The sequence below is a fragment of the Mycoplasma sp. 4463 genome (assembly GCF_048381515.1).
In the GTDB taxonomy this organism is placed as follows: Bacteria; Bacillota_I; Bacilli_A; order Mycoplasmatales; family Metamycoplasmataceae; genus Mycoplasmopsis.
The window spans coordinates 1-20,837 of the sequence record NZ_JBLWID010000013.1; the positions used below are offsets into that span (position 1 = coordinate 1).

General features: G+C 29.1%; 14 protein-coding genes and 5 tRNA genes. 16 read left to right on the top strand and 3 right to left on the bottom strand.

What is annotated here, in order from left to right:
* Window positions 1-172: 172 nt before the first annotated feature.
* Window positions 173-1,243, bottom strand: coding sequence for a phosphatidate cytidylyltransferase (locus tag ACNF36_RS01425; RefSeq protein WP_418303478.1), 1,071 nt, complete (start codon window positions 1,241-1,243; stop codon window positions 173-175).
* 11 nt (window positions 1,244-1,254) lie between these two features.
* The gene (locus tag ACNF36_RS01430; protein ID WP_418303479.1) at window positions 1,255-2,025 is read right to left on the bottom strand and encodes a hypothetical protein; all 771 of its coding nucleotides are present in this window, start codon (window positions 2,023-2,025) and stop codon (window positions 1,255-1,257) included.
* Between the two features lie 65 nt (window positions 2,026-2,090).
* On the opposite strand from ACNF36_RS01430, the gene ACNF36_RS01435 reads away from it, so the two are divergent.
* The 6 genes from ACNF36_RS01435 (at window position 2,091) to ACNF36_RS01460 (ending at window position 14,599) form a co-directional block, all read left to right on the top strand.
* A complete protein-coding gene (locus ACNF36_RS01435; RefSeq protein WP_418303480.1) occupies window positions 2,091-2,837 on the top strand; it encodes a phosphotransferase family protein in 747 nt (248 codons plus the stop codon).
* 364 nt (window positions 2,838-3,201) lie between these two features.
* Complete coding sequence (locus ACNF36_RS01440; protein ID WP_418303481.1) at window positions 3,202-7,617, top strand: PolC-type DNA polymerase III; 4,416 nt, start codon at window positions 3,202-3,204, stop codon at window positions 7,615-7,617.
* A 105-nt stretch (window positions 7,618-7,722) separates the two neighbouring features.
* Entirely contained in the window at window positions 7,723-9,063 is a 1,341-nt protein-coding gene (locus tag ACNF36_RS01445; protein ID WP_418303482.1) for a BMP family ABC transporter substrate-binding protein, read from the top strand.
* Window positions 9,064-9,258: 195 nt separating this feature from the next.
* The gene (locus ACNF36_RS01450) at window positions 9,259-11,511 is read left to right on the top strand and encodes an ATP-binding cassette domain-containing protein (RefSeq protein WP_418303483.1); all 2,253 of its coding nucleotides are present in this window, start codon (window positions 9,259-9,261) and stop codon (window positions 11,509-11,511) included.
* A complete protein-coding gene (locus ACNF36_RS01455) occupies window positions 11,511-13,649 on the top strand; it encodes an ABC transporter permease subunit (RefSeq protein ID WP_416099103.1) in 2,139 nt (712 codons plus the stop codon). The genes ACNF36_RS01450 and ACNF36_RS01455 overlap by 1 nt, the downstream gene beginning before the upstream one ends.
* 2 nt (window positions 13,650-13,651) lie before the next feature.
* On the top strand, window positions 13,652-14,599 hold the full coding sequence (locus tag ACNF36_RS01460; RefSeq protein ID WP_416099102.1) for an ABC transporter permease: 948 nt from the start codon (window positions 13,652-13,654) through the stop codon (window positions 14,597-14,599).
* A gap of 90 nt (window positions 14,600-14,689) precedes the next feature.
* On the opposite strand, the gene ACNF36_RS01465 is transcribed toward ACNF36_RS01460, so the two are convergent.
* Window positions 14,690-15,250, bottom strand: a complete 561-nt coding sequence (locus tag ACNF36_RS01465) for a hypothetical protein (protein ID WP_418303484.1) — start codon at window positions 15,248-15,250, stop codon at window positions 14,690-14,692.
* A 198-nt stretch (window positions 15,251-15,448) separates the two neighbouring features.
* Between ACNF36_RS01465 and ACNF36_RS01470 the strand changes: the two genes are divergently transcribed.
* The 10 genes from ACNF36_RS01470 to ACNF36_RS01515 all read left to right on the top strand — a co-directional run bounded on the left by ACNF36_RS01470 (window position 15,449) and on the right by ACNF36_RS01515 (window position 20,472).
* Window positions 15,449-16,687, top strand: a complete 1,239-nt coding sequence (locus ACNF36_RS01470; RefSeq protein WP_418303485.1) for a potassium channel family protein — start codon at window positions 15,449-15,451, stop codon at window positions 16,685-16,687.
* The gene (locus tag ACNF36_RS01475) at window positions 16,680-17,507 is read left to right on the top strand and encodes a deoxyribonuclease IV (RefSeq protein WP_418303486.1); all 828 of its coding nucleotides are present in this window, start codon (window positions 16,680-16,682) and stop codon (window positions 17,505-17,507) included. Before ACNF36_RS01470 ends, ACNF36_RS01475 begins: the two co-directional genes overlap by 8 nt.
* A gap of 126 nt (window positions 17,508-17,633) precedes the next feature.
* Window positions 17,634-17,786 (top strand): 50S ribosomal protein L33, encoded by a 153-nt coding sequence (gene rpmG / locus ACNF36_RS01480; RefSeq protein ID WP_257088959.1) that lies wholly within the window; start codon window positions 17,634-17,636, stop codon window positions 17,784-17,786.
* 109 nt (window positions 17,787-17,895) lie between these two features.
* Window positions 17,896-18,942, top strand: coding sequence for a M24 family metallopeptidase (locus tag ACNF36_RS01485; RefSeq protein ID WP_257088957.1), 1,047 nt, complete (start codon window positions 17,896-17,898; stop codon window positions 18,940-18,942).
* Window positions 18,932-19,873: a prolyl aminopeptidase gene (pip, locus tag ACNF36_RS01490; protein WP_418303487.1), complete on the top strand. Its 942-nt coding sequence runs from the start codon at window positions 18,932-18,934 to the stop codon at window positions 19,871-19,873. The genes ACNF36_RS01485 and pip overlap by 11 nt, the downstream gene beginning before the upstream one ends.
* Before the next feature lie 159 nt (window positions 19,874-20,032).
* Window positions 20,033-20,107 (top strand) — tRNA-Asn (locus ACNF36_RS01495).
* A gap of 5 nt (window positions 20,108-20,112) precedes the next feature.
* A tRNA-Glu gene (locus ACNF36_RS01500) sits at window positions 20,113-20,188 on the top strand.
* A 5-nt stretch (window positions 20,189-20,193) separates the two neighbouring features.
* Window positions 20,194-20,269: transfer RNA gene (locus tag ACNF36_RS01505), tRNA-Val, on the top strand.
* Window positions 20,270-20,271: 2 nt separating this feature from the next.
* Window positions 20,272-20,347, top strand: a tRNA-Thr gene (locus ACNF36_RS01510).
* Between the two features lie 40 nt (window positions 20,348-20,387).
* Window positions 20,388-20,472: transfer RNA gene (locus ACNF36_RS01515), tRNA-Leu, on the top strand.
* The last annotated feature ends 365 nt before the right edge of the window (window positions 20,473-20,837 follow it).

The window sequence follows — 20,837 nt, forward strand, 5'->3', positions numbered from 1 at the left end:
TATTTTCTCCTAAAATATAAGTATAAAAGTGATTCAAGATAATTAAAATACTGCTTATAAATAATATTTTAATAAATTATTCGAAAGCGTAATGAACTTTTAAATATAAAAAAAGATGAGTCGAGAAACTCATCTAGTTTTAACATCCATGCGGTATCTGTAGTTGCATTTGTTATATTATCGCAAACATTGATAGCGTTATAAATAAAATAAATACAAAAGAGATTGAATCTAATCTATCTAAAATACCACCATGCTCTCTTAATAAGTTTGAGAAATCTTTAATTTCATTTCTTCTTTTTATGAGTGAAAATGCTAAGTCTCCACAAATTGCGAACATAGGTGCAAGGAAGATAAATAACATTAAATACACAAACATCATATTTAAGCTGTTAGCAGCATTATTTCATGGTGTAATCATTATGTGCATTAATGTTTGATTTTTGTCTGATGCTATTCCATAAGCTATTCCTATATATGCTAATATAACTGCGATTGCAACAATAATTCCGACAATAGCACCTTCAATTGTCTTTTTAGGACTAATAGCTGGAGCAAGTTTTTGTTTGAAAAACTTGTGCCCTAAAAATCTTCCACCAAAGTATCCTCCAATGTCGCAAGACATTGCAATGAATACAATTAATAAAATAACTTCAATTGCATAAGTTTGTGCAAGTAGCACCATAAATGATTTTAAGAAGTATGTTAAGAATGAAAAGATGAAAAAGAATGATATAGCTTTAATTGCTAAATATTTGAGATTAATGTTTTTAATAGTTAAAAATCTAATTAATACAAAAATTAATGTAATTGTTAAAGGTCATATTGCATCAAAGAAACTAAATGCACCATAAGTAGCATCTGTAAAGACTGAACCAATTTGTAATATATTTTTATTAACTAAAATACTTTCTGAGGGTGTTATCCGAGTTGTTAAGAACTTAAGGAAGTTTGGATAAGCAAAGAGTAACCCAACTGCTAAAGCAGGTAAAACTCATTTAAATATCTTATGGTTTTGTAGATATGCTTTTGAAAGTTCATAATAAATTCAAAAAGCAAATCCTACAAAAATCAAAATAGACAATGCTCTTAAAAACCAAAATACTCCATCTTTAAAGTTTTTATATAAATTAAAATCAAAAGAGTATTTTGATACTGTTAAAAATATAACTAGAACAAGCCCGATAATTAGAGCAGGAATAACTCTATTTATTCAAAAAGATTTTTGTTCTTCTTTTTTCATTATTTCCTTTCTTAATCTTCAACTTCTTGAAGAAATTGAAGATACATATGCAAGTACCCTTCAGGTACAATGAATTTTTCAATATTAAATAAACTTTTATCAAAATATCTAGATCAACCACCAGAAATTATTGAGTTTTCTGGTTTATCAAATGAAGATACATAACCTGATAATAAAGAGCTTAAACCATTTAACATAGCTGTTTTTGTGGTTGTTCCTTCTTTATTTTTAGGTACTCTTAATTCACTTTCAATTATTGAAGGAGCTACAAATGGGATATCGAAAAAATCCACTATTCTAGCTATTGAAACACTTTTAAGAATTAAGTTCTCCATTTTCAAATTAACTCAATATGTTCCTAATAAGTTAATTGAATCTTTTTTATATTTAATTGAGTTTATAAGCAATGCTGATAAGATATCAAAACCAATAGAACCTTTGTGTTTTATATTTTTATCAATTAAGTGAGACATCCCCTTAATAATTATTTTTTTCTCATCGTTTAAGTAAACTAAATCATTAGACATAAAATTCAACTTACTTGCCATGGCGAAGATAATGCTTTTACATAAATCCTCATCTGTATTAGTTGCAGCTACAAGGATTCTCGTGTCTTCAAGATCTTTAAGTGTCTTAGCAAGCTCCTCGGTAAAAGCCAAGTAGTCAATAATTTTTGCCTTACCTTGTTTAATTTCATTTGTTCTTAAGTTGACTTTGAAATTAACCATTTTGATGAATGTATTACCCAAATCTATAACAATATATTTTGATAATTTTTTCATAGTTATTAATTTCCTTTTATAATTCTTAATTATATACTTTTAAAAAATAAAATGTGGAGGTACATATGAAAAAACCAATAAATATTGGACACACAAATAAGACATATATGACTGAAAATTCAATCTATCAAGAAAAGGTTTTAAATAAATTCAATCATAAGTTAGATTACGCATTACTTGAAAAATTTGATTTTGTACCTCGTTTAATGAATGAAACAGAAAATTCTGTTGAATGAGAGTATATTCAGACAAAACCATTGGTGTTTACAGAAGATGTTTTAACTCAAATTGCGAATAATTTTAAGATATTACACGATTCAAAGCTACAGTTTCCTAAAACAAATGTAGCTTCAAGAGTAAAAGAGTATAGAAGAATTCTGAATGAAAGAGGAATAAAAATTGATGTTCTTAATGATTACTATAAGAGGATTAATTTAATATTAAAAAACTCTGAATCAAATAGACCATTGCACAATGATTTATACTTAAACAATATTCTCCTAGACTTAAACAACAAAGTTTACTTTATCGATTGAGAGTACGCTTCAATGGGAGACAAGCATTTTGATTTAGCTTACTTTATTTGTGGTTCATACTTAAATAAAGAACAAGAAGAGTTTTTCTTAAATGTTTATGATACATATTGAGAAGAATATTTAATTCAACAAAAAATATTAGTTTATTACTTAACAATTCTTTGAGTGAATGCTCAAGAAACAAAACCATTTGATGACGCAGGTTTAATTGTGAAATTAAAAGAGACCGTTAAAGAATATGAATATAAGAAATCAACTAATACCTTTAGGAGATAAGGGTAGAAGTTTCAGTGAACAGAATATATTTCTATAATACGAATTGCAAGCACTCATTAAATTACTAATTTTTTAAACTAAGATAAGAAAAGTGGACAGAGGTCAAAACTGTCTACTTTTCTTATCTTATTTTGTAATTCGATGCTTTATTTTGTGATAATTCAATTCAGCAATTGTATTAAAGTTATAATTTGAAATATAAATGACTATCATGCAATTGAAATACCATTCTTATGTGGTGTTTCAACGGTTTTATAGGTCATTATTTTTCTTTCAATATTTAAATTTTTAAAAGATAGTTAATAAAAAATACTATATATTAATTATAATAATATTTTTATAACTTATACAAGGTGGTGAAGTAATGGAAGGATACAAAAATCAAAAATTTAATTTACTAGCTAACAAATTAAATTTACCTTTTATCGCATCATTTTTGGATGCGAAAATAGATAGCAATAGTATTAAGGTTGTTAAAAATTCAAATACAAATGAAGAAAGATTAGAGGTTACTTTAACTCTTTTAACAATTCCATTGCTTGAAGATTTAAGAACTTTAACAATTGCAGCTATAAAAGAAAGAGTTAATTTCAAATTTAAATACGATAATAATGAATATTTATCAAGTCCATTAGTTCTTAATTATTTGGAATATGTAGTTAAGAAAACTCTTCCAGATAATAGTGGAATTGCAAGAGCATTAAGATTTCAAAATGTTAATTATGATGAACAAACAGGAAAATATTTAGCACATATTTTTGATTATCAAAATACTCCTGAATTTCAAGAAGAACTTAAGGTAGTTAATAAGTATATGAAAGAACTTTTTGGTTTTGATGCATTTGAATTAAATGTTAAAGTTAATACATTTGATTTAAAAGAACAAATCAACAATAATATCCTTCAAAATTATGACAAAATCAAAAATCAATTTAGTGATCACGTCACAGCCTCAACTTCATCTAAAAAAGGTTCAATCAGCTATGATAAGGGAAGTTGAGGAAAAAGACGTTCGCCATCTAGTTATACAAAATACACAATTCAAGAAGTTCACGAACTTCCTTATGAAGATGAAACTACAAATGTTTCTGTAACTGGTTATGTTTATAAAGCTGACGTTAGAGACACTAACAAAGGGTTAAAAATTCATAATATTTCAATTACTGATTATAACGATGCTATTAGTACAGTTTTCTTCGAGAGAGAAAATAATAAAGATGTTTATGTTCCAAAAATTGGAGATACAGTTGAAGCAATGGGTAGAGTTTCTAATCCATATGGTTCAACTTACAATGGTGTAGACAAGTACAATAAACAAATCACAGTTAACTCTTTTAGCAAAGTTGATCCACTTACAGAAGAGCAAGAAGATTTAGCTTATGAAAAAAGAGTTGAGCTTAGCACAAGAACAAAAATGTCAACTATGGATGGACTTTTAAATGCTGAAGATATTGTTTCCATAGTTAAACAATATGGACATTCAGCAGTTGCTATAGTTGATTCAAATGGTGTGCAAAGTTATCCGACTTTCGAAAAAGCTGCTAAAAAAGCTGGTATTAAACCAATTTATGGAGTTAGTTTTGATGTTATTTCAAAAAATCATAATTTCTTATTAAATTATTCACCCGATAAAAATGCAGTTTTAGAGCAAACTGAATTCGTTGTGCTTGATATTGAAACAACACACTTATCAGCGCAAACAGGAGAATTAATTGAATTTGGTGCTCAAATTGTTAAAGAGCATAATGCTTTTAATCATAAAGACTTACAGTTCTTTATTAAAGCACAAAAACCTCTTAGTGCTAAAACAATGAGCTTAACTAACATTACACAAAAAATGTTAGATGAAGAGGGGATCGAGTTAAATGAAGCTCTTGACAAAATTTATGATTTATTAAATAATAAAGTTTGTGTAGCTCATAATGCTAACTTCGACTTTAACTTTATTATCCAAAAGTTCATTGAGCAAGGGAAAAAAGTTCCAAACACATTCTTTGTCGATACACTTAACATTTCAAGATTGCTATTCCCTGAAAAACGTTCCCATACGTTAGGGAACTACTGTTCATATTTACAAGTTAGTTATGATTCGGCAGTAGCTCACCGTGCTGATTACGATGCTGGTGTTCTTGCTAGTGCTTGAATTAAGTCAATTCAAATGTTAAAAGAGAAAGGCATTTTATCATTTGATGATTTATATAATACTTATGAACCAAATATTTACTCACATGTTAGGTCAAATCAAATTTCTGTTCTTGCTAAAAACCAACAAGGAATTAAAGAAATTTCTAAATTAATCACACTTTCATTAACCGAAAGATTCTTTAAGTCTCCTAAATTATTTATGGAGGACATCAAGAAGACTGAAAACATTTTAATAGGGTCAGGTGGACTTAAAAGTAGATTTATAGACAATATTTTTTATTCATCAGATATTGAAATTCAAAAGTCAGCAGAATTCGCTGATTACATTGAAATACCACATCCTAATGCACTAAAACATTACTTAGAACCACAGGAAAAATTTACTCAAGAAGAAATTTATGATGGTATTAAAAGAATGATTAATTGAGCAAATAAGCTTAACAAAATTCCTGTTGCAATTGGGGATGTTAGATATAAAAATAAATTAGATAAGGAAGTCTTCAGATGCCTTGTTTATTCAAAAGGTATTGGTAACTCTTCACACTTCTTATTTGACCATAGAAAAGTTGAATTTGAAGGAAGAAACTTCTTATTACCTGATTTAGAGTTTTATACAACTGATCAAATGCTTGAGTCATTTAAATTCCTAAATGATGAGCAATTAATTAATGATTTAGTTATAGTGAATACAAACAAGATTGCTAATTTAATTGATTCAGAAATTAAAATTGTTCACGACAAACTTTACACACCTAAATTTGATGATTCAGCAGTTAAATTAAAAGAATTAGTTTATAAAACAGCGCATGAAAGGTATGGAGAAGTACTTCCTCAAATGATTGATGAAAGACTTCAAAAGGAAATCACACCTATTCTGAAATATGGATTTGATGTTATTTACTGAATTTCGCATATCTTGGTTAAAAAATCATTGGAAAGTGGATATCTTGTAGGTAGCCGTGGAAGTGTTGGTTCATCTTTAGTTGCTACATTTGCAGGTATCACAGAAGTTAATCCATTACCAGCTCACTACATTTGTCCAAATTGTAAAAACTTCGTTTTAAATGAAGATTCTAATATAACTTCAGGATTTGACTTAGATGATAAAAATTGTGATAAATGTGGAACACTTATGAATAAAGATGGACACACTATTCCATTCGAAACATTCTTAGGATTTGATGCCGATAAGGTTCCGGACATAGACTTAAACTTTGCTGGTGACTTCCAACCAATTATTCATAATGAAGTTAAGAAACTTTTTGGTGACAGTCATACTCTAAGAGCTGGAACTATTTCTACAATTCAAAGCAAAACTGCCTTTGGTTATGTTAAAAAAGCTAACGAAGAATATAACTTGAGTTATTCAAATGCTTTTGTTGATTATTTATCTTCAAAACTTGAAGACATTAAGCGTACAACAGGACAACACCCTGGAGGTATCTTAATTATTCCTAAAGAATTTGACGTTGAAGATTTTACACCTGTTAACTATCCTGCTGATGACACTTCAATCGATTGAAAAACAACTCACTTCGATTATAGAGCTATCCATGACAATGTCCTTAAGTTAGACTTGCTTGGACACATTGACCCAATGGCAATTAGAATGCTTGAAAAATTAACTGGTTTAGATGTTAAGAAAGACATACCTAAAAAAGATAAAAGAGTTATGTCGCTTTTCTCAACTACTAAAGAATTAAATATCACACCTGAACAAATCGGTGGCGAACCAACAGGTGCTTTAGGTATCCCTGAATTTGGTACATCATTTGTTAGAAAGATGTTGATTGAAGCACAACCTGAATCATTTGCTGACTTAATTTCAATTTCAGGTCTTTCTCATGGGACTGATGTTTGAACAGGAAATGCTCAATCACTTATTAAAGATATGGGATTATCATTAAAAGATGTTATTTCCTGTCGCGACGATATGATGGAATACTTAATGAAGAAAAATATTGAGTCTAAATTAGCTTTCAAGGTTATGGAACAAGTACGTAAAGGTAAGGGTGTAACGGAAGAACAAGTTGCAATATTAAAGAAAAACAATGTACCATCTTGATACATTGATTCAATGCAAAAAATTAAATATATGTTCCCTAAAGCTCATGCTACGGCTTATGTGCTTATGGCTTGAAGAATTGCTTGATTTAAACTTTATAAGCCTTTAGAATACTATGCAACATTTTTCACAACTAGAGCAACTGAATTTGATTTACATGTAATGATGAACGACTTTAAGATTGAAAAAATTAATAAAAAAATTAAGGAAATAACCTTAATGAATGATAGAAAAGTTAAAGACGATCAGTTATTACAAACATTAGAACTCGCAAGAGAAATGTATGCACGTGGATTAAGTATTTCAAACATCAGCTTAACTAAATCATTAGCAACTGAATGAGTAATAGATTATGAACACAATGCTCTTATACCTCCATTTACAGTTGTAGGAGGACTTGGAGAAGCTGTAGCAACTGAAATTGTTAATGCTAGAAATGAAAGTGAATTTGTTTCAAAAGAAGACTTCAAAAAACGTGGAAGAGTAAATCAAACTCTTTACAAGATATTGAATGAAGAATTTAAGGTTCTTGATGAGTTAAACGAAACAAATCAGCTAACACTTTTTTAAAAATTAAAAAATAACTTTGATAAATAAAAGTTTTATAATATTAATGAGGATATCTTTATAGTATCCTCATTTTCTTTAAATAATTATTTAAACAAAAGGACAAAAATGAAAAAAATTAAATCATTATTATTAGCTGTTGCAGGAATCACAACAGCTATAGCACCAGTTGCTGCTATCTCTTGTGGAAGACCGGTCAAAACAACTGCAGGAGTAAGAGCTAATATTACTCCAATTGCAGACATTACGAGAAATACAACTTTAACATCTGAAACTATTCAAGGTAAAACTCCACTTTCTGTTGTTGTTGTAACAGACTCTGGTCACGTAACTGACTTATCATTTAACCAATCATCATATGAAGGAATGATGAGATATGTTGATGACATTAAAGAGCTTACAGGTTCAGAACCTAAATTTGCTTACTCAGAACCAGAAAGTAATAGTTATGAAAATACTTACAATAGTTTATTAGGGAAATATAACATTTGAATTCTTTCAGGGTTCACACATGGAAATGCAATTAAACCATACATCCAACAAAATAAGGATAGATTAATTAAGAACAATGTAAAAATCATAGGTACAGACTTCACAATAGATCCAAATGAGCTTCAAGGTTATGGAGACTTTTATGGTTTAGATTTTAAAGTTGCTGAATCAGCATATATCGTTGGACAATCAGTTGCTGAATTAATGGCAACAGAAGAGTCATATGCAAACAAAAGAAAAGTAACAGCATTTGGAGGTATGCCTTTCCATGGAGTTGTTGATTTTATTAAAGGTTACTACAGAGGTATTCTTGATGTAAATAAAACTCAATCAGATGCTAATAAAAAAGTTAGACCAACACAAGGTAAAGGTCTTGCAAATGACTTTTCAAGTGTAGCACTTAATACTGCTTTTGAATCAGGTAAACCAATGGATAGTGCAATCGCAAATGCAATTGCTTCAAATCCAACAGTTATTTTACCAGTTGCTGGACCAGCGACAGGGTTCACATTAGATGAACTTGAGAAAAAAGCAAATACAGATCACATTGGTGTAATCGGAGTGGATACTGATCAAGCAAAATCAAGATCAAAAGACTCAGGAAAATTCTATACATCAATTACAAAAAATATTGCACAAGCTGTTTACGATACAATCCTATACATCACATATGGTATTGATGGCAAAAATATTTATAGTACAAAAACAGCAGAGAGATCATTCTCAATTAGAGGAAGTTTCAAACAAGGGTGAGTTGGTTATGCACAAAGTACACTCAAAGATGAAGCAATGAAAACAAAAATGAATCAATTATTAGCAAAATATGATGCTAAATTTAAAGAATTATCTGAAGAGGACATAGATTTTATTTCATCAGATAAATTAAATAAAACAGATTCTGCAACTTTATCACTTCCTGACTTAATTCAAGAATTAACTGGCGAAATGTTAAAATAATTTTTCAACAAACTTAATTTTTTAAAGGGTACCTAATTTTGGTATCCTTTTTATTTTTATACCTGCCTCCTTGTAATAAAAGAGAAAACACTAAATCATAAAATTAAGAATAAAAAATATATAATTAAAATGTAAATAATAGACATTAAATTCTATTATTTATTTTTTTAATATATTAAAAACACAAGGAAAGATATGAAACAAAACTTTTATGCAATAGAGTTTGATAATATTTCTAAATCTTTCGGTTCTATTAAGGCTAACCAGAATATTAGCTTTAAAGTAGAAAAAGGTACAGTTCACGCTTTAATTGGTGAAAATGGTGCCGGAAAAAGTACTTTAATGTCTATATTATTCGGGTTGTATGAACCTGATGAAGGAATTATCAAAGTAAATGAAAAAGAAGTTTTAATCAAAGGTCCTAATGATGCTAATAGATTAGGTATTGGTATGGTGCACCAACACTTTAAACTTGTTGATGTATATACAAACCTTGAAAACATTGTTTTAGGAGCTGAGGATAGAAATAAATTTACTAGAGTTATTGATTTCAAACCTGCTATTGAAAAAATCAAAACAATTCAAGAAATGTTTGATTTGCATTTTGATTTAAACAGGTTAACTGGTAAAGAAACAGTTGCAACTCAACAAAAAGTTGAAATTATGAAAATGTTATATCGTGATTCAGATATTTTAATTTTTGATGAACCAACTGCTGTTTTAACAGACCAAGAAATTCAAGGTCTATTGAATACATTCAAATTATTCAGGGAACAAGGTAAAACAATTTTATTTATTTCTCACAAACTTGCTGAAATTAAAGAAGTTGCTGATAATGCGACAGTTTTAAGACACGGTAAGGTTGTAGGAAACTTCAAAGTAGCAGATGTTTCTATTGAGGAAATGGCTAACCGTATGGTTGGTGGTGATGTCGAAATTATTAGAAATGAATATTCAGATACATCACAAAATGAAGTTGTTTTCAAATTAGATAACGTTTCTACAGATGGTGAAAAACCATTGAAAAATGTTAATTTAGAAATTAGAAGCGGTGAAATTGTTGCTATTGCCGGAGTTGAAGGTAATGGACAAACTGACTTAGAAAAAGTTGTTAGTGGAATGATAAAACCGACAACAGGTCAAGTTCTTTATAAAAAGACACCACTTGTTAAAGAAAGAATGCAATTAATCCAAAAATCAAAAACAAGAAAAAATATAATTATGTTATTGATTTCATTATTTGTATTCTTATACTCAGGTTTAGGTTTATTAGCTGCAGCTAATTACCAATCTGATTCAACAAAAGCTATTATGAATATCGGTGGAGGATTAGCGATTTCTTTCAGCATAATCCTTCTTATGTTGATTTTATTTTCAATATATGGACCAAAATTTAAAGAAAAAACTATTTTTGCAAAAACTAGTTTTCAAAAGCAAATGAGCAAAAGACAGCTGCTAGTTTTTAAAATACTATTCCTAGTATTAGGTTTAGTTTCTGGCTTTGCTGTACTATTTGCTGCATTAGTGTTTACTTCAACAAATACATCAATAGTAGTATCATTAGCTTCTTCAATTATCGTATTATGTTTAAGTATTATCACTACTGTTTTATTGAAAGTGAATAAATTATTAAAGTTTGAAAATGAGCATGCTAAATTAATCAAACGTAATAAATTATTTGTTATTTTAATATCATTTGGCATTGCTTCTGCTTTAGCATTAGCAATCACATCATTAATTTCATTGTTAGCTACTGTTCCACTTGTAGCACTAGGACTAATGATTATGTTTAGTGTATTAATGTTTGCATTTATAGTGAGTGGATTACTTACATATTTCTACTTATCAGATACAAATGAGAAAAAAGTTGTTAATGATGATTACTTTGTCATAAATGAATTATCAGTTTATGATATTTCAAAATTAGGTCTTTCATTCATACCAAGTGATAGACATAAACACGGTTTAGTTCTTGACTATAACATTAAAAATAATTCAATTTTACGTAGACTTTGAGATAAAAAATACAGCAAAGCTGGACTTTTAAACAATAGAGCTATGCAAAGAGAAACTGAAGATATTATTGAAAAATTTGATGTTCGTGGTGCAAGAAATGGATACTCAATGTCAAGATCTCTTTCAGGAGGGAATCAACAAAAATTCATCGTTGGTCGTGAAATGAACTCACCACATGATTTCATTTTAATATTACAACCAACACGTGGATTAGACGTTGGAGCTATCAAAAATATTCATGAAAGAATATTAAAAGAAAAAGCTGAAGGTAAAGCCATCTTATTAATCTCATATGAATTAGATGAAGTTTTATCATTGGCAGATAAAATTGCAGTTATTAACACTGGTGAAATTTTAGCTGTGAAACCTGCAAAAGAACTTACAAGAACAGAAATTGGAGTTTATATGGCTCACAAGAAAGGAGGTGAATAATGTTCACATTAACAGCAAATAAAATTAAAGAAAATTTAATGCTTGAAGATAAAAAATCATCTAGAAGAAAACTTTATTCATCTCTTTGGGCTGTTTTAATTGGTTTATTATTTGCTTCAGTAATCTACTGATTAAAAGGTATTGCTGATGGAACAGAAACAACAATTTTCACTTTTGTGCAAAATATTTTCGAGTTTGCTTTTAGTGAATATATTCTTAATGATACATTATTATTATTCATCTTCTTTGCACTAGCGAGTTTTTCTGTAGCAATTGGATTTAAATCTGGATTATTCAACATTGGTGTTTCAGGACAGATGTTGCTACCTGGTGTATTATTCTTTGCTATTTTAGCTGGCACAAGAGTTGATTTGAAGAATTTATCATTAAGCTTTTTATTAGGAATGATGTTCATTAGTATCATTATCGGTGCTATGGTTGGTGCAATTCCGGGTATTTTAAAAGCATACTTTAATGTTCATGAAGTTATTTCAACAATTTTTCTTAACTGAATTGTTACATTTTTAGGTATTTGACTTTTCACATTCTCAAACGATGTATTTATACCTCAATCAGATCCTAATTATACAAATTGAATCGGTCTGGAACCAGGTACTACTGCCAAGTTAGTTTTCACTAACTTAAGTAGAGACTTAGGGATTGATGTTCAAAGATTATTTATTTATATTGGTATTACACTTGTTTGTGTAATTGCAGTAGCGATTTGATTTGTTTATTCAAAAACAACACTTGGATACAAAATTAAAATGGTTGGGTTAAATAAAACAAACTCAAAATATGTTGGAATAAATGAAAAGGCAGTAACTGTTTGTGTAATGGCAATAGCAGGAGCTCTTGCTGGTTTAGGTGGGTTCTTCTACATTGTTGTATACACAAGACAAGTGGCTATTAAACCACAAGCTCCTTTAGCTATTGGTTTTGAAGCCATAGCAATTGCTCTTGTTGCTCTTAATAATCCATTTGGTGTTCTTGCTACTGGTTTTCTATATGGAATGATACGAAGTGGACAAGCCTCATTCTCAGTTACAGAGATAGGACCAAAAGTATCAAAAGATTTCTTCCCAATTATCACAGGGATAATTATATTTATGTCAGCATTATCTATTATGTTCTATAAATTTAGACCAATGCGTTATGTATGAAAACAAATTATTCTAATGTGTCATAGAGAATACTGACAAAACTTTTCTATTTATCATAATTTAAGATCAAGATCTCATATTAAAAAATCTTGAAATAAAGCAAGAGCTTTATATGCAGAAAATTTAATTTCTTCGGATCCTGATATGACAAAAGAAGAAATTGATGAAAAATGCAAATCATATTATTCAGAATGATTCTTACAATATCAACAAATGGTTAAAGAAACAAAAGCTCAAATTGCAGAATTATCTGTTAAATTAAAAGAATACAAAAAAGCACAAAAACAAAAATTACAAGACACACTTTCAAGCTTTACATTTGCTAAATTCTATGAAAAACAAATAGATAAATTCTATGAATACTGATCAATAAATGAACATGTAAAAGAATTAGATGAAACTTCAAAAGCATATTTATGAGCTTTATACTTAGCTAAAGAAAAAGCGAATGCTGATTGAAGATTATATGCTAAAAATGAGTATGATGGTCAGCTAAGAGTTAATAAATTAAAAATATCTGAAGAAACTGCGAATGAAGTTAAGAAGTTAGAATTTGAAATTCTAGAATTAAAATCAAAAATTTACAACACATCAATTAAGGATGAAATCAAGATTTTACGTAGATATTCAAAAGAAAAACTTCAAGTATTTGCAAGATATCAAAAATCTTATGAAGCGAGAGTTGCGAGTTTAATTCTTACTTTAAAGGGTCAATCAGTCGAGTCAAAAATGAGTATTTATGATGAAATTTCAAAAGAGAAATTTGCATTACAAAAAGCTAGAACTGATTTAGGTGTTGATGAGTATCAATCTTATGTTCAAAAATCAAAAGCTCTTAAACGTTCAAGAAAATTAGTTTATAGAGAAATTAGAGAGAAAATTTATAATGATTTTGTAAATAAATACATTATCAAACCATGAGATAATAGAGTTTTAAGAATTCAAGAATCAAAATCAATGGAAGGAGCTAAATAATTATGGAATTAATTGTTTCATATGCAGTATTCTTCTTTTGCATTCTTTTATTAGGTTCTATTTCAGGAATTTTCTCAGAAAGAGCAGGGATCGTCAACATTGCAATTAATGGTTTCATGGTATTTGGGGCCATAATGTATGTTATGTTTAGTGTTATATTAACAGATTTTATTTTCCACAAAGAGCAAACATCAATGCTTTGACAAATTCCTTTAACATTATTATCCGTAGGTGCATCAGCATTATTTGCATTATTATTTGGTTTAGCTACAATTAAGTTAAAATCAGACCAAACAATTTCAGGGTTTGCTATGGGATTATTAGCAACAGGTATTGCATGTATTTTAATGTTATTTATTCTTGATATACAAAAAGAAGGACAAACTGCAACTTATTATGGTAGATCTGAGTTAGCTTTAAGTTCATCTTTAGGTGAGTATCAAAATATAGTATCATTCAAAACATTCGCAACTCTAATCATCGCATTTGCTTCTTGATTTGCCTTAAGAAAAACTAAATGAGGTTTAAGATTTAGAGCAATTGGTGAAAACCCACAAGCAGCTGATGTTGCTGGTATCAATGTTAATAAAATTAAATGACAAGCAGTTATTTTAGCTGGAATGGTTGCAGGTTTAGCTGGAACATTTTATGCTCAAAGTTTTCAAGGACCTTTCTCAATTACAAAAGATGTCGAAGGTTTAGGATTCTTAGCATTGGCTATTATGATTGTGTCAAGATGAAGAATATCAATCGCTGTAGTTATATCACTTTTATTTTCAATTATGATTTCAGTATCATCATTTGGTGTAAGTTATATTAAAGCAGAAAAATATTCAGAATTAGTTAAAGCAGTACCATATGTGATTACTCTATTTGTTATGATATTTATATCAAAATCATCATCAGGTCCAGCTGCTGCTGGTATCCCATATGATAAATCAAAAAGATAGATCAATATCAAAAAATAAAATTATAAAAATAGTGAACAGTTTAATTTGCTCGTTCACTATTTTTTTTATTTCATATTTAGCTAATTAATATTATCTATCGTCCTCTTCTTCATCATGATATTCATATTCATCATCTAAATACTCTGTGTTAGACTCGTCACTCTCTCCTGCTATAACTACCCTTATTTTCATTAAGTATAATGCTATTCATAAACCTTTTTCATATTTATATTTTTCTAACCCTTTATGAGGTGTTTTAAGTTTTCCAATTAGTTGTACATAAAACTTTTTATTATTAGCAACTATATGATCAGGTATTTTGACTGTTTCGATATTCGTGTCAATTCCTTTACTTGTATTTCACTCGTGATTTTGGACTCACTCATTATTATATTGTTCATTTTCACTTAATAGAACTTTCATATCAAAGAAATCAGTTAAGAACAATCTAATATCCTCAATATCCATTCCAGTTTCTTTAACAAATTGATTTAATTCATCTCTATTTAATCCTCAACCATAATCCACGGCTGGTCATTCAAGAGATACTTTAAGATTATGAGTAATTTTTGTTTTTGAAATGTCAAATGCAAGAAGGATTCCTGATTGATTATAAAAACTGTGGAAATCTATTGTGCTTACTATAATCATAATTTTGTGCAGGATTTACTAAATTAATAGTAACTGATTTAGAATCGCTTGGAAAAACATAAGTTTTATATTTATCATCATTCATTGAACCAATAAATAAGGCTTTACCGTAAGAGATAAAAAAAGTTACTTATATGCTTAAATATCCGACTAACTAATATGTTTAAATTTGTAAAAAACTATATAAAATATTAAATTATGTTTAAGATAAGAAATTTAAGCAAAAATACGTGAAAAGGTCTAGCCCATATTATTTGATCTAACTCAAATTATGATGAGAATTTATCTCCATATTCTAAGAGAATTCAGCTTTTTTCATACATTTATGCAGCTATAATAACATTCGCTTGTTTAGTTTCTTTCTTTTCGCTGATTACAGTGAAAGAGGAACCGAACAAAGCTCATTTTGATCGTTTTTTAGTTGTTGTCCAAGTCATTACATTCTTTATATTTATAGTAGATTACTTTCTGCACTTTATTACTTACAAGTATTTATATACAGATGGAAAGACTAAGGTCTGAAAAATCGTACTTAAGTATATTTTTTCATTCAATGGAATTTGTATTTTATTCTGTATTTTAGCTTCACTCTATGCAATCAGTTTTCTTATGCCTGCATCAGAAGAAATTTCATATAACAAAAACGAAGAAGCAAAAATTTTCCATTTATTTAAATCATTTAACGTATTTAAAATTATCCGTTTCTTCTTTGTTTTAACATTATTTGCACCATTCCAAATTATTATTAATGTGTTTAAAAAACAAAGACAGATATTAACTTACATTTTTATATTAATTCTTATTTTAATTTTCTTATTTGCTTTATTAATTTGAAACAATGAAAAAAATCACTTAAAACAATCTCAAATTCAATACATCATTGATCACAAATGAGATCAAACATTTAATTTAGAGTATTTCAAAGAAATTAATAATCAAGAATACATTCAAAGAATACAAGATGCAACAACATCTCATGATAAAGCTGTGGTTATCTTTGATTATTTATCATCAGTAAGTTATGCAGATTTACCAAATGACAATATTATTGGTTATATGGATGGATTTTTAAGTCTAGAATCAGGTTACGTAACTACATTTGGTTCATCTTTATACTATGTAACAATTACACTAACAACAATTGGTTATGGCGATTTTACACCTCATGCATCTATAACAAGAGGAATTATTTCATTCTTATCATTAATGTCTGTTGCAATTATTGCCATTCCATCAGGTCTTATTGCTGGGGCATTTTTAGTAGAAATGCAAAAACATATTTCAACTACAGGTAACAAAAAATCAAGATTTGGATTTAGAAAAAAATCAGATGATGCTGATAATCAAACAAATCAATCAGAATCTAATGAACCTGCAACAACTTCAGTAGAAAACTCACAAAATACACAAGAAACTCGAAAGGAACAAAATGATTAAATTAGGATCACACATAGGATTTAAAGCTCCAAATTATTTATATGCATCAGGTCAGGAAGCTATCAGTTATGACGCTAACACTTTTATGATTTATTTAGGAGCACCCCAAAACACAAACAGGGTTGATGTATCTAAATACAATTTAGAAAAATATGAAGAAGAGTTTTCTTCATTTATCCCTAAAGAAGATATTATTGTTCACGCACCATATATTGTTAATCCGGCCAATCCAGAAAAATCAAATTTTGCTAAAGATTTCTTAATTCAAGAAGTTCAAAGAATGGAAAAAGCAGGATTCAAATATTTAGTTCTACACCCTGGTGCAGCAGTTGGACACCCAACTGAGGAAGCACTGGATACATTAATTGACACTTTAAATGAAATAATTAAAAATACAAATAATGTTGTTATTTGTATAGAAACAATGTCTGGAAAAGGCACTGAAATTGGTGTTGATTTTGAACAAATTGCTTATGTTCTTAAATGAGTTAACTCAGATAGAGTTCAAGTTTGTTTAGATACTTGTCATATGTGAGATGCAGGTTATGATCTTCAAGAATATGAAGAATTTAAAAAAGAATTGCTCAAATGAGATTTACTTAAGAGAGTTAAGGTCATCCATTTAAATGATTCGAAACACGAAATTGCTTCGCATAAAGATAGGCATGCAAATATTGGTAAGGGAGTAATTGGGTATGAAACATTAAAACAATTTGTTCATGATCCTGATTTTGATAATATCCCAATTATCCTCGAAACGCCAGTTCCAGAAACTGGACCAATTTATAAAGAAGAAATTGCTTGATTATTAGAAAAGTAATAATTTAAAGTTAATAAATAACACTTAATTATTGGACTTAAATACTTTTTGTATTTTTCAGTTATAGTTTATAATATATAAAAATATTTATAAATATTAATTTTCATTCAATGTAAAGGAGAAAAAATGGCTAGAGAAGGTTTCACATTAGTGTGTGTTGAATGTAAAATGGAAAACTACATTTCAAAGAAAAACAAAAAAACACACCCTGAAAAAATTGAGTTACTTAAATTTTGCGCAAAATGTAACGCTCACAAAACACACAGAGAAAAGAAATAGTCACATTTTTCTCTATAATAATTTCCAATCTAGCATCTGCTAGATTTTTATTTAAAATGCATAAAAGTTTTATAATTATTAAATAATTAACGATCAATAGGAGGAAACTATGGACAGAAGAAGACTAGATCAAATGTTTGAACAAACAGGAGCCGAAGTTTTAATTTCAGAAGCGCCTCAAACAAGATTATGATATGCACACGTTCAAACATCAGATGGATATATTGCAATTGAAAAAGATAAAGCAACATTATTTGTTGATGGAAGATACATTGAATACGCAACAAAGCACGCTAAAAATGTTGATATCGTTTTAATCAAAGGAAACTCAATGAAAGAGTGATTTGATAAAAGAAACTTCAAGAAAATTGTGTTGGAAAAAAACTACTTAACAAAAGAAGTTCAAGACAGAATTGTATCAATGGTGCAACCTGAAGAAATTTCATGAGTTGATGCTCAAGATTTAAGAATTGTTAAATCAGCTGAAGAACTTAAATTAATGCAAAAAGTAATTGATATTTCTCTATCAGCACTTGAAGAATTTAAACAATGAGTTAAACCAGGTATTTCTGAAAAAGAAGCCGGAGCTTATTTAAATTATTTACTTAAGAAACACGGTGGAGATAAAGAAGGATTTGATGAAATAGTTGCAACAGCTTCATCGTCAGCTGAACCACACCATCATACAACTGATAAACTTCTAGAGGAAGGTGAATTACTTAAAGTTGACTTCGGTGCTAAATATAAGGGATATACAGCAGACATTACAAGAACATGAGTTTTAGGAGGAGAAGATAAAGTTAAAAATCCTAAAGCACTTGAAATCTTAAATATTGTTAAAGAAGCTGCTGCAGCAGGTAGAAAAGCTGTAAGACCTGGTATTAAAGCTTGTGAAGTTGATAAAGTATGTAGAGATTACATTGCTTCAAAAGGATATGCAGATTACTTCTTACATTCGACAGGACACGGATTAGGAATTGATGTTCACGAATGACCATCAGTTTCACCTCATTCACAAACTGTTTTAGAACCTGGAATGATTATTACAGTTGAACCTGGGATTTACATTGAAGGTTTAGGTGGAGCTAGAATTGAAGATGATGTTCTAGTTACTGAAAATGGTCACTATGTATTTTCTAGACCAAATGAACAATAATAACAATAATTCGCAAATAAATCATGATGGATATTTACAAGTAGATTCTATCCATCAAATTTATTTCAGTGTTAGCGGTAATCCAGATGGATTACCTGTTTTTATAATACATGGTGGACCGGGTGGTCAAAGTTCGCTTAAATCGCTTGAATTCTTTGATCTAAATTGCTATAAAGTTATTATGTTCGATCAAAGAGGTTGTGGTAAATCAAAACCTAGGTTTGAACTTCAAAAAAATAATACTAATCAATTAGTTGAAGATATAAGAAAACTCAAGGAACACTTAAATATAGATAAAATGATCCTGTTTGGTGGTAGTTGAGGAACAACTTTATCTCTAGCTTATGCAATTAAATATCCTGAAGATATATTGCACTTGGTTTTACGTGGAATTTTCTTAGCTAGACAAGAAGATGTTGATTTTCTTTATGAAAAAGGTGCTTCATTTTTCTATCCAGAAAAACATAATGAATTTGCTTCCTATGTACAAGATGTAAGTGGAAATAGCATTTTAGAAAAATACTATTCATTATTAACTAGTGATGATTTAGAAAAAAAATATAAAGCAGGTAGAGCTTTTGCGAAATGAGAAGAATCAATAGTTTCTATAAATCCTAAATTATTTGAATCAACTGATGAAGATGATTATCAAATTTCATTAATGGAATCACATTATTTTGTCAATAAATCATTTTTACCATCAGATAACTATATATTAGAGAATGCATACAAAATAAAACACATTCCAACAGATATAGTTCACGGAAGAAATGATATTGATACAAGACCTATTGGTGCGTATTTACTATCTAAAGAATTAGACAATTGTAACTTATATTTCATAGAACAAGCCGGTCACACACAGTGGGATATAAACAATAAAAATAAATTAATTCAAATCTTTAATGAACTTAAAGAGACATATAAATAATTCAATTTCCAAGATGCTTATCTTGGATTTTTAATAATTTTTATTTGCTTTATTAAAATGTGCTATAATAGTCTCGAACCAAATAAATACCGAAATAAAAAATATAAAAATAATTTTGAAAAAATAATTTTTATGTATAATATATTAGCAAATCAAAATGCCGATTTAGCTCAGCGGTAGAGCAGCTGGCTGTTAACCAGTTGGTCGTTGGTTCAATCCCAATAATCGGCGCCATTTATGGTCTGTTGGTGAAGCGGTTAACACACATGGTTTTCATCCATGCATACACGGGTTCGATCCCCGTACAGACTGCCATTTTTGGAAGATTAGCTCAGCTGGGAGAGCGTCGCCCTTACAAGGCGAATGTCATGGGTTCGAGTCCCTTATCTTCCACCATTGCCGTCTTAGCTCAGTTGGTAGAGCAACTGACTTGTAATCAGTAGGTCGTAGGTTCGAGTCCTATAGACGGCACCAAGCATGGTGCTTTTTTTATGCCTTTCAGCACTAAAAATATGCGCGAATGGTGAAATTGGCAGACACGCTAGATTTAGGCTCTAGTGCCTTACGGTATGAGGGTTCGAGTCCCTCTTCGCGCACCATTAAAATATTGTTTTAATATAAAATAGTCGAATAAGTCATCACGCAATAAAATGTGTGATTTTTTTTATTTCCTGTAAATATGTAAATTAAAACACACAATTTTTGTAACATGGTCACTATGATGGTTTTAATATTCATGTGATTGATGCGAAAAGAGGTATCAACCCAAAATCAAATCGTAGAGGTACAGTTCAGGAAGTAATTATCACAAATTATGATATTTAATTAGTAAGATTTTTTCTAAATAACCAAGATGAAAAATATTTGCTTTTCTAATTTAGTTCAACCTAAACTGGGACACAAAATATGGACAACGTCGTATTTTGTGTTTTTTATATTAAGGAGTGATTATGAAACAACTAAA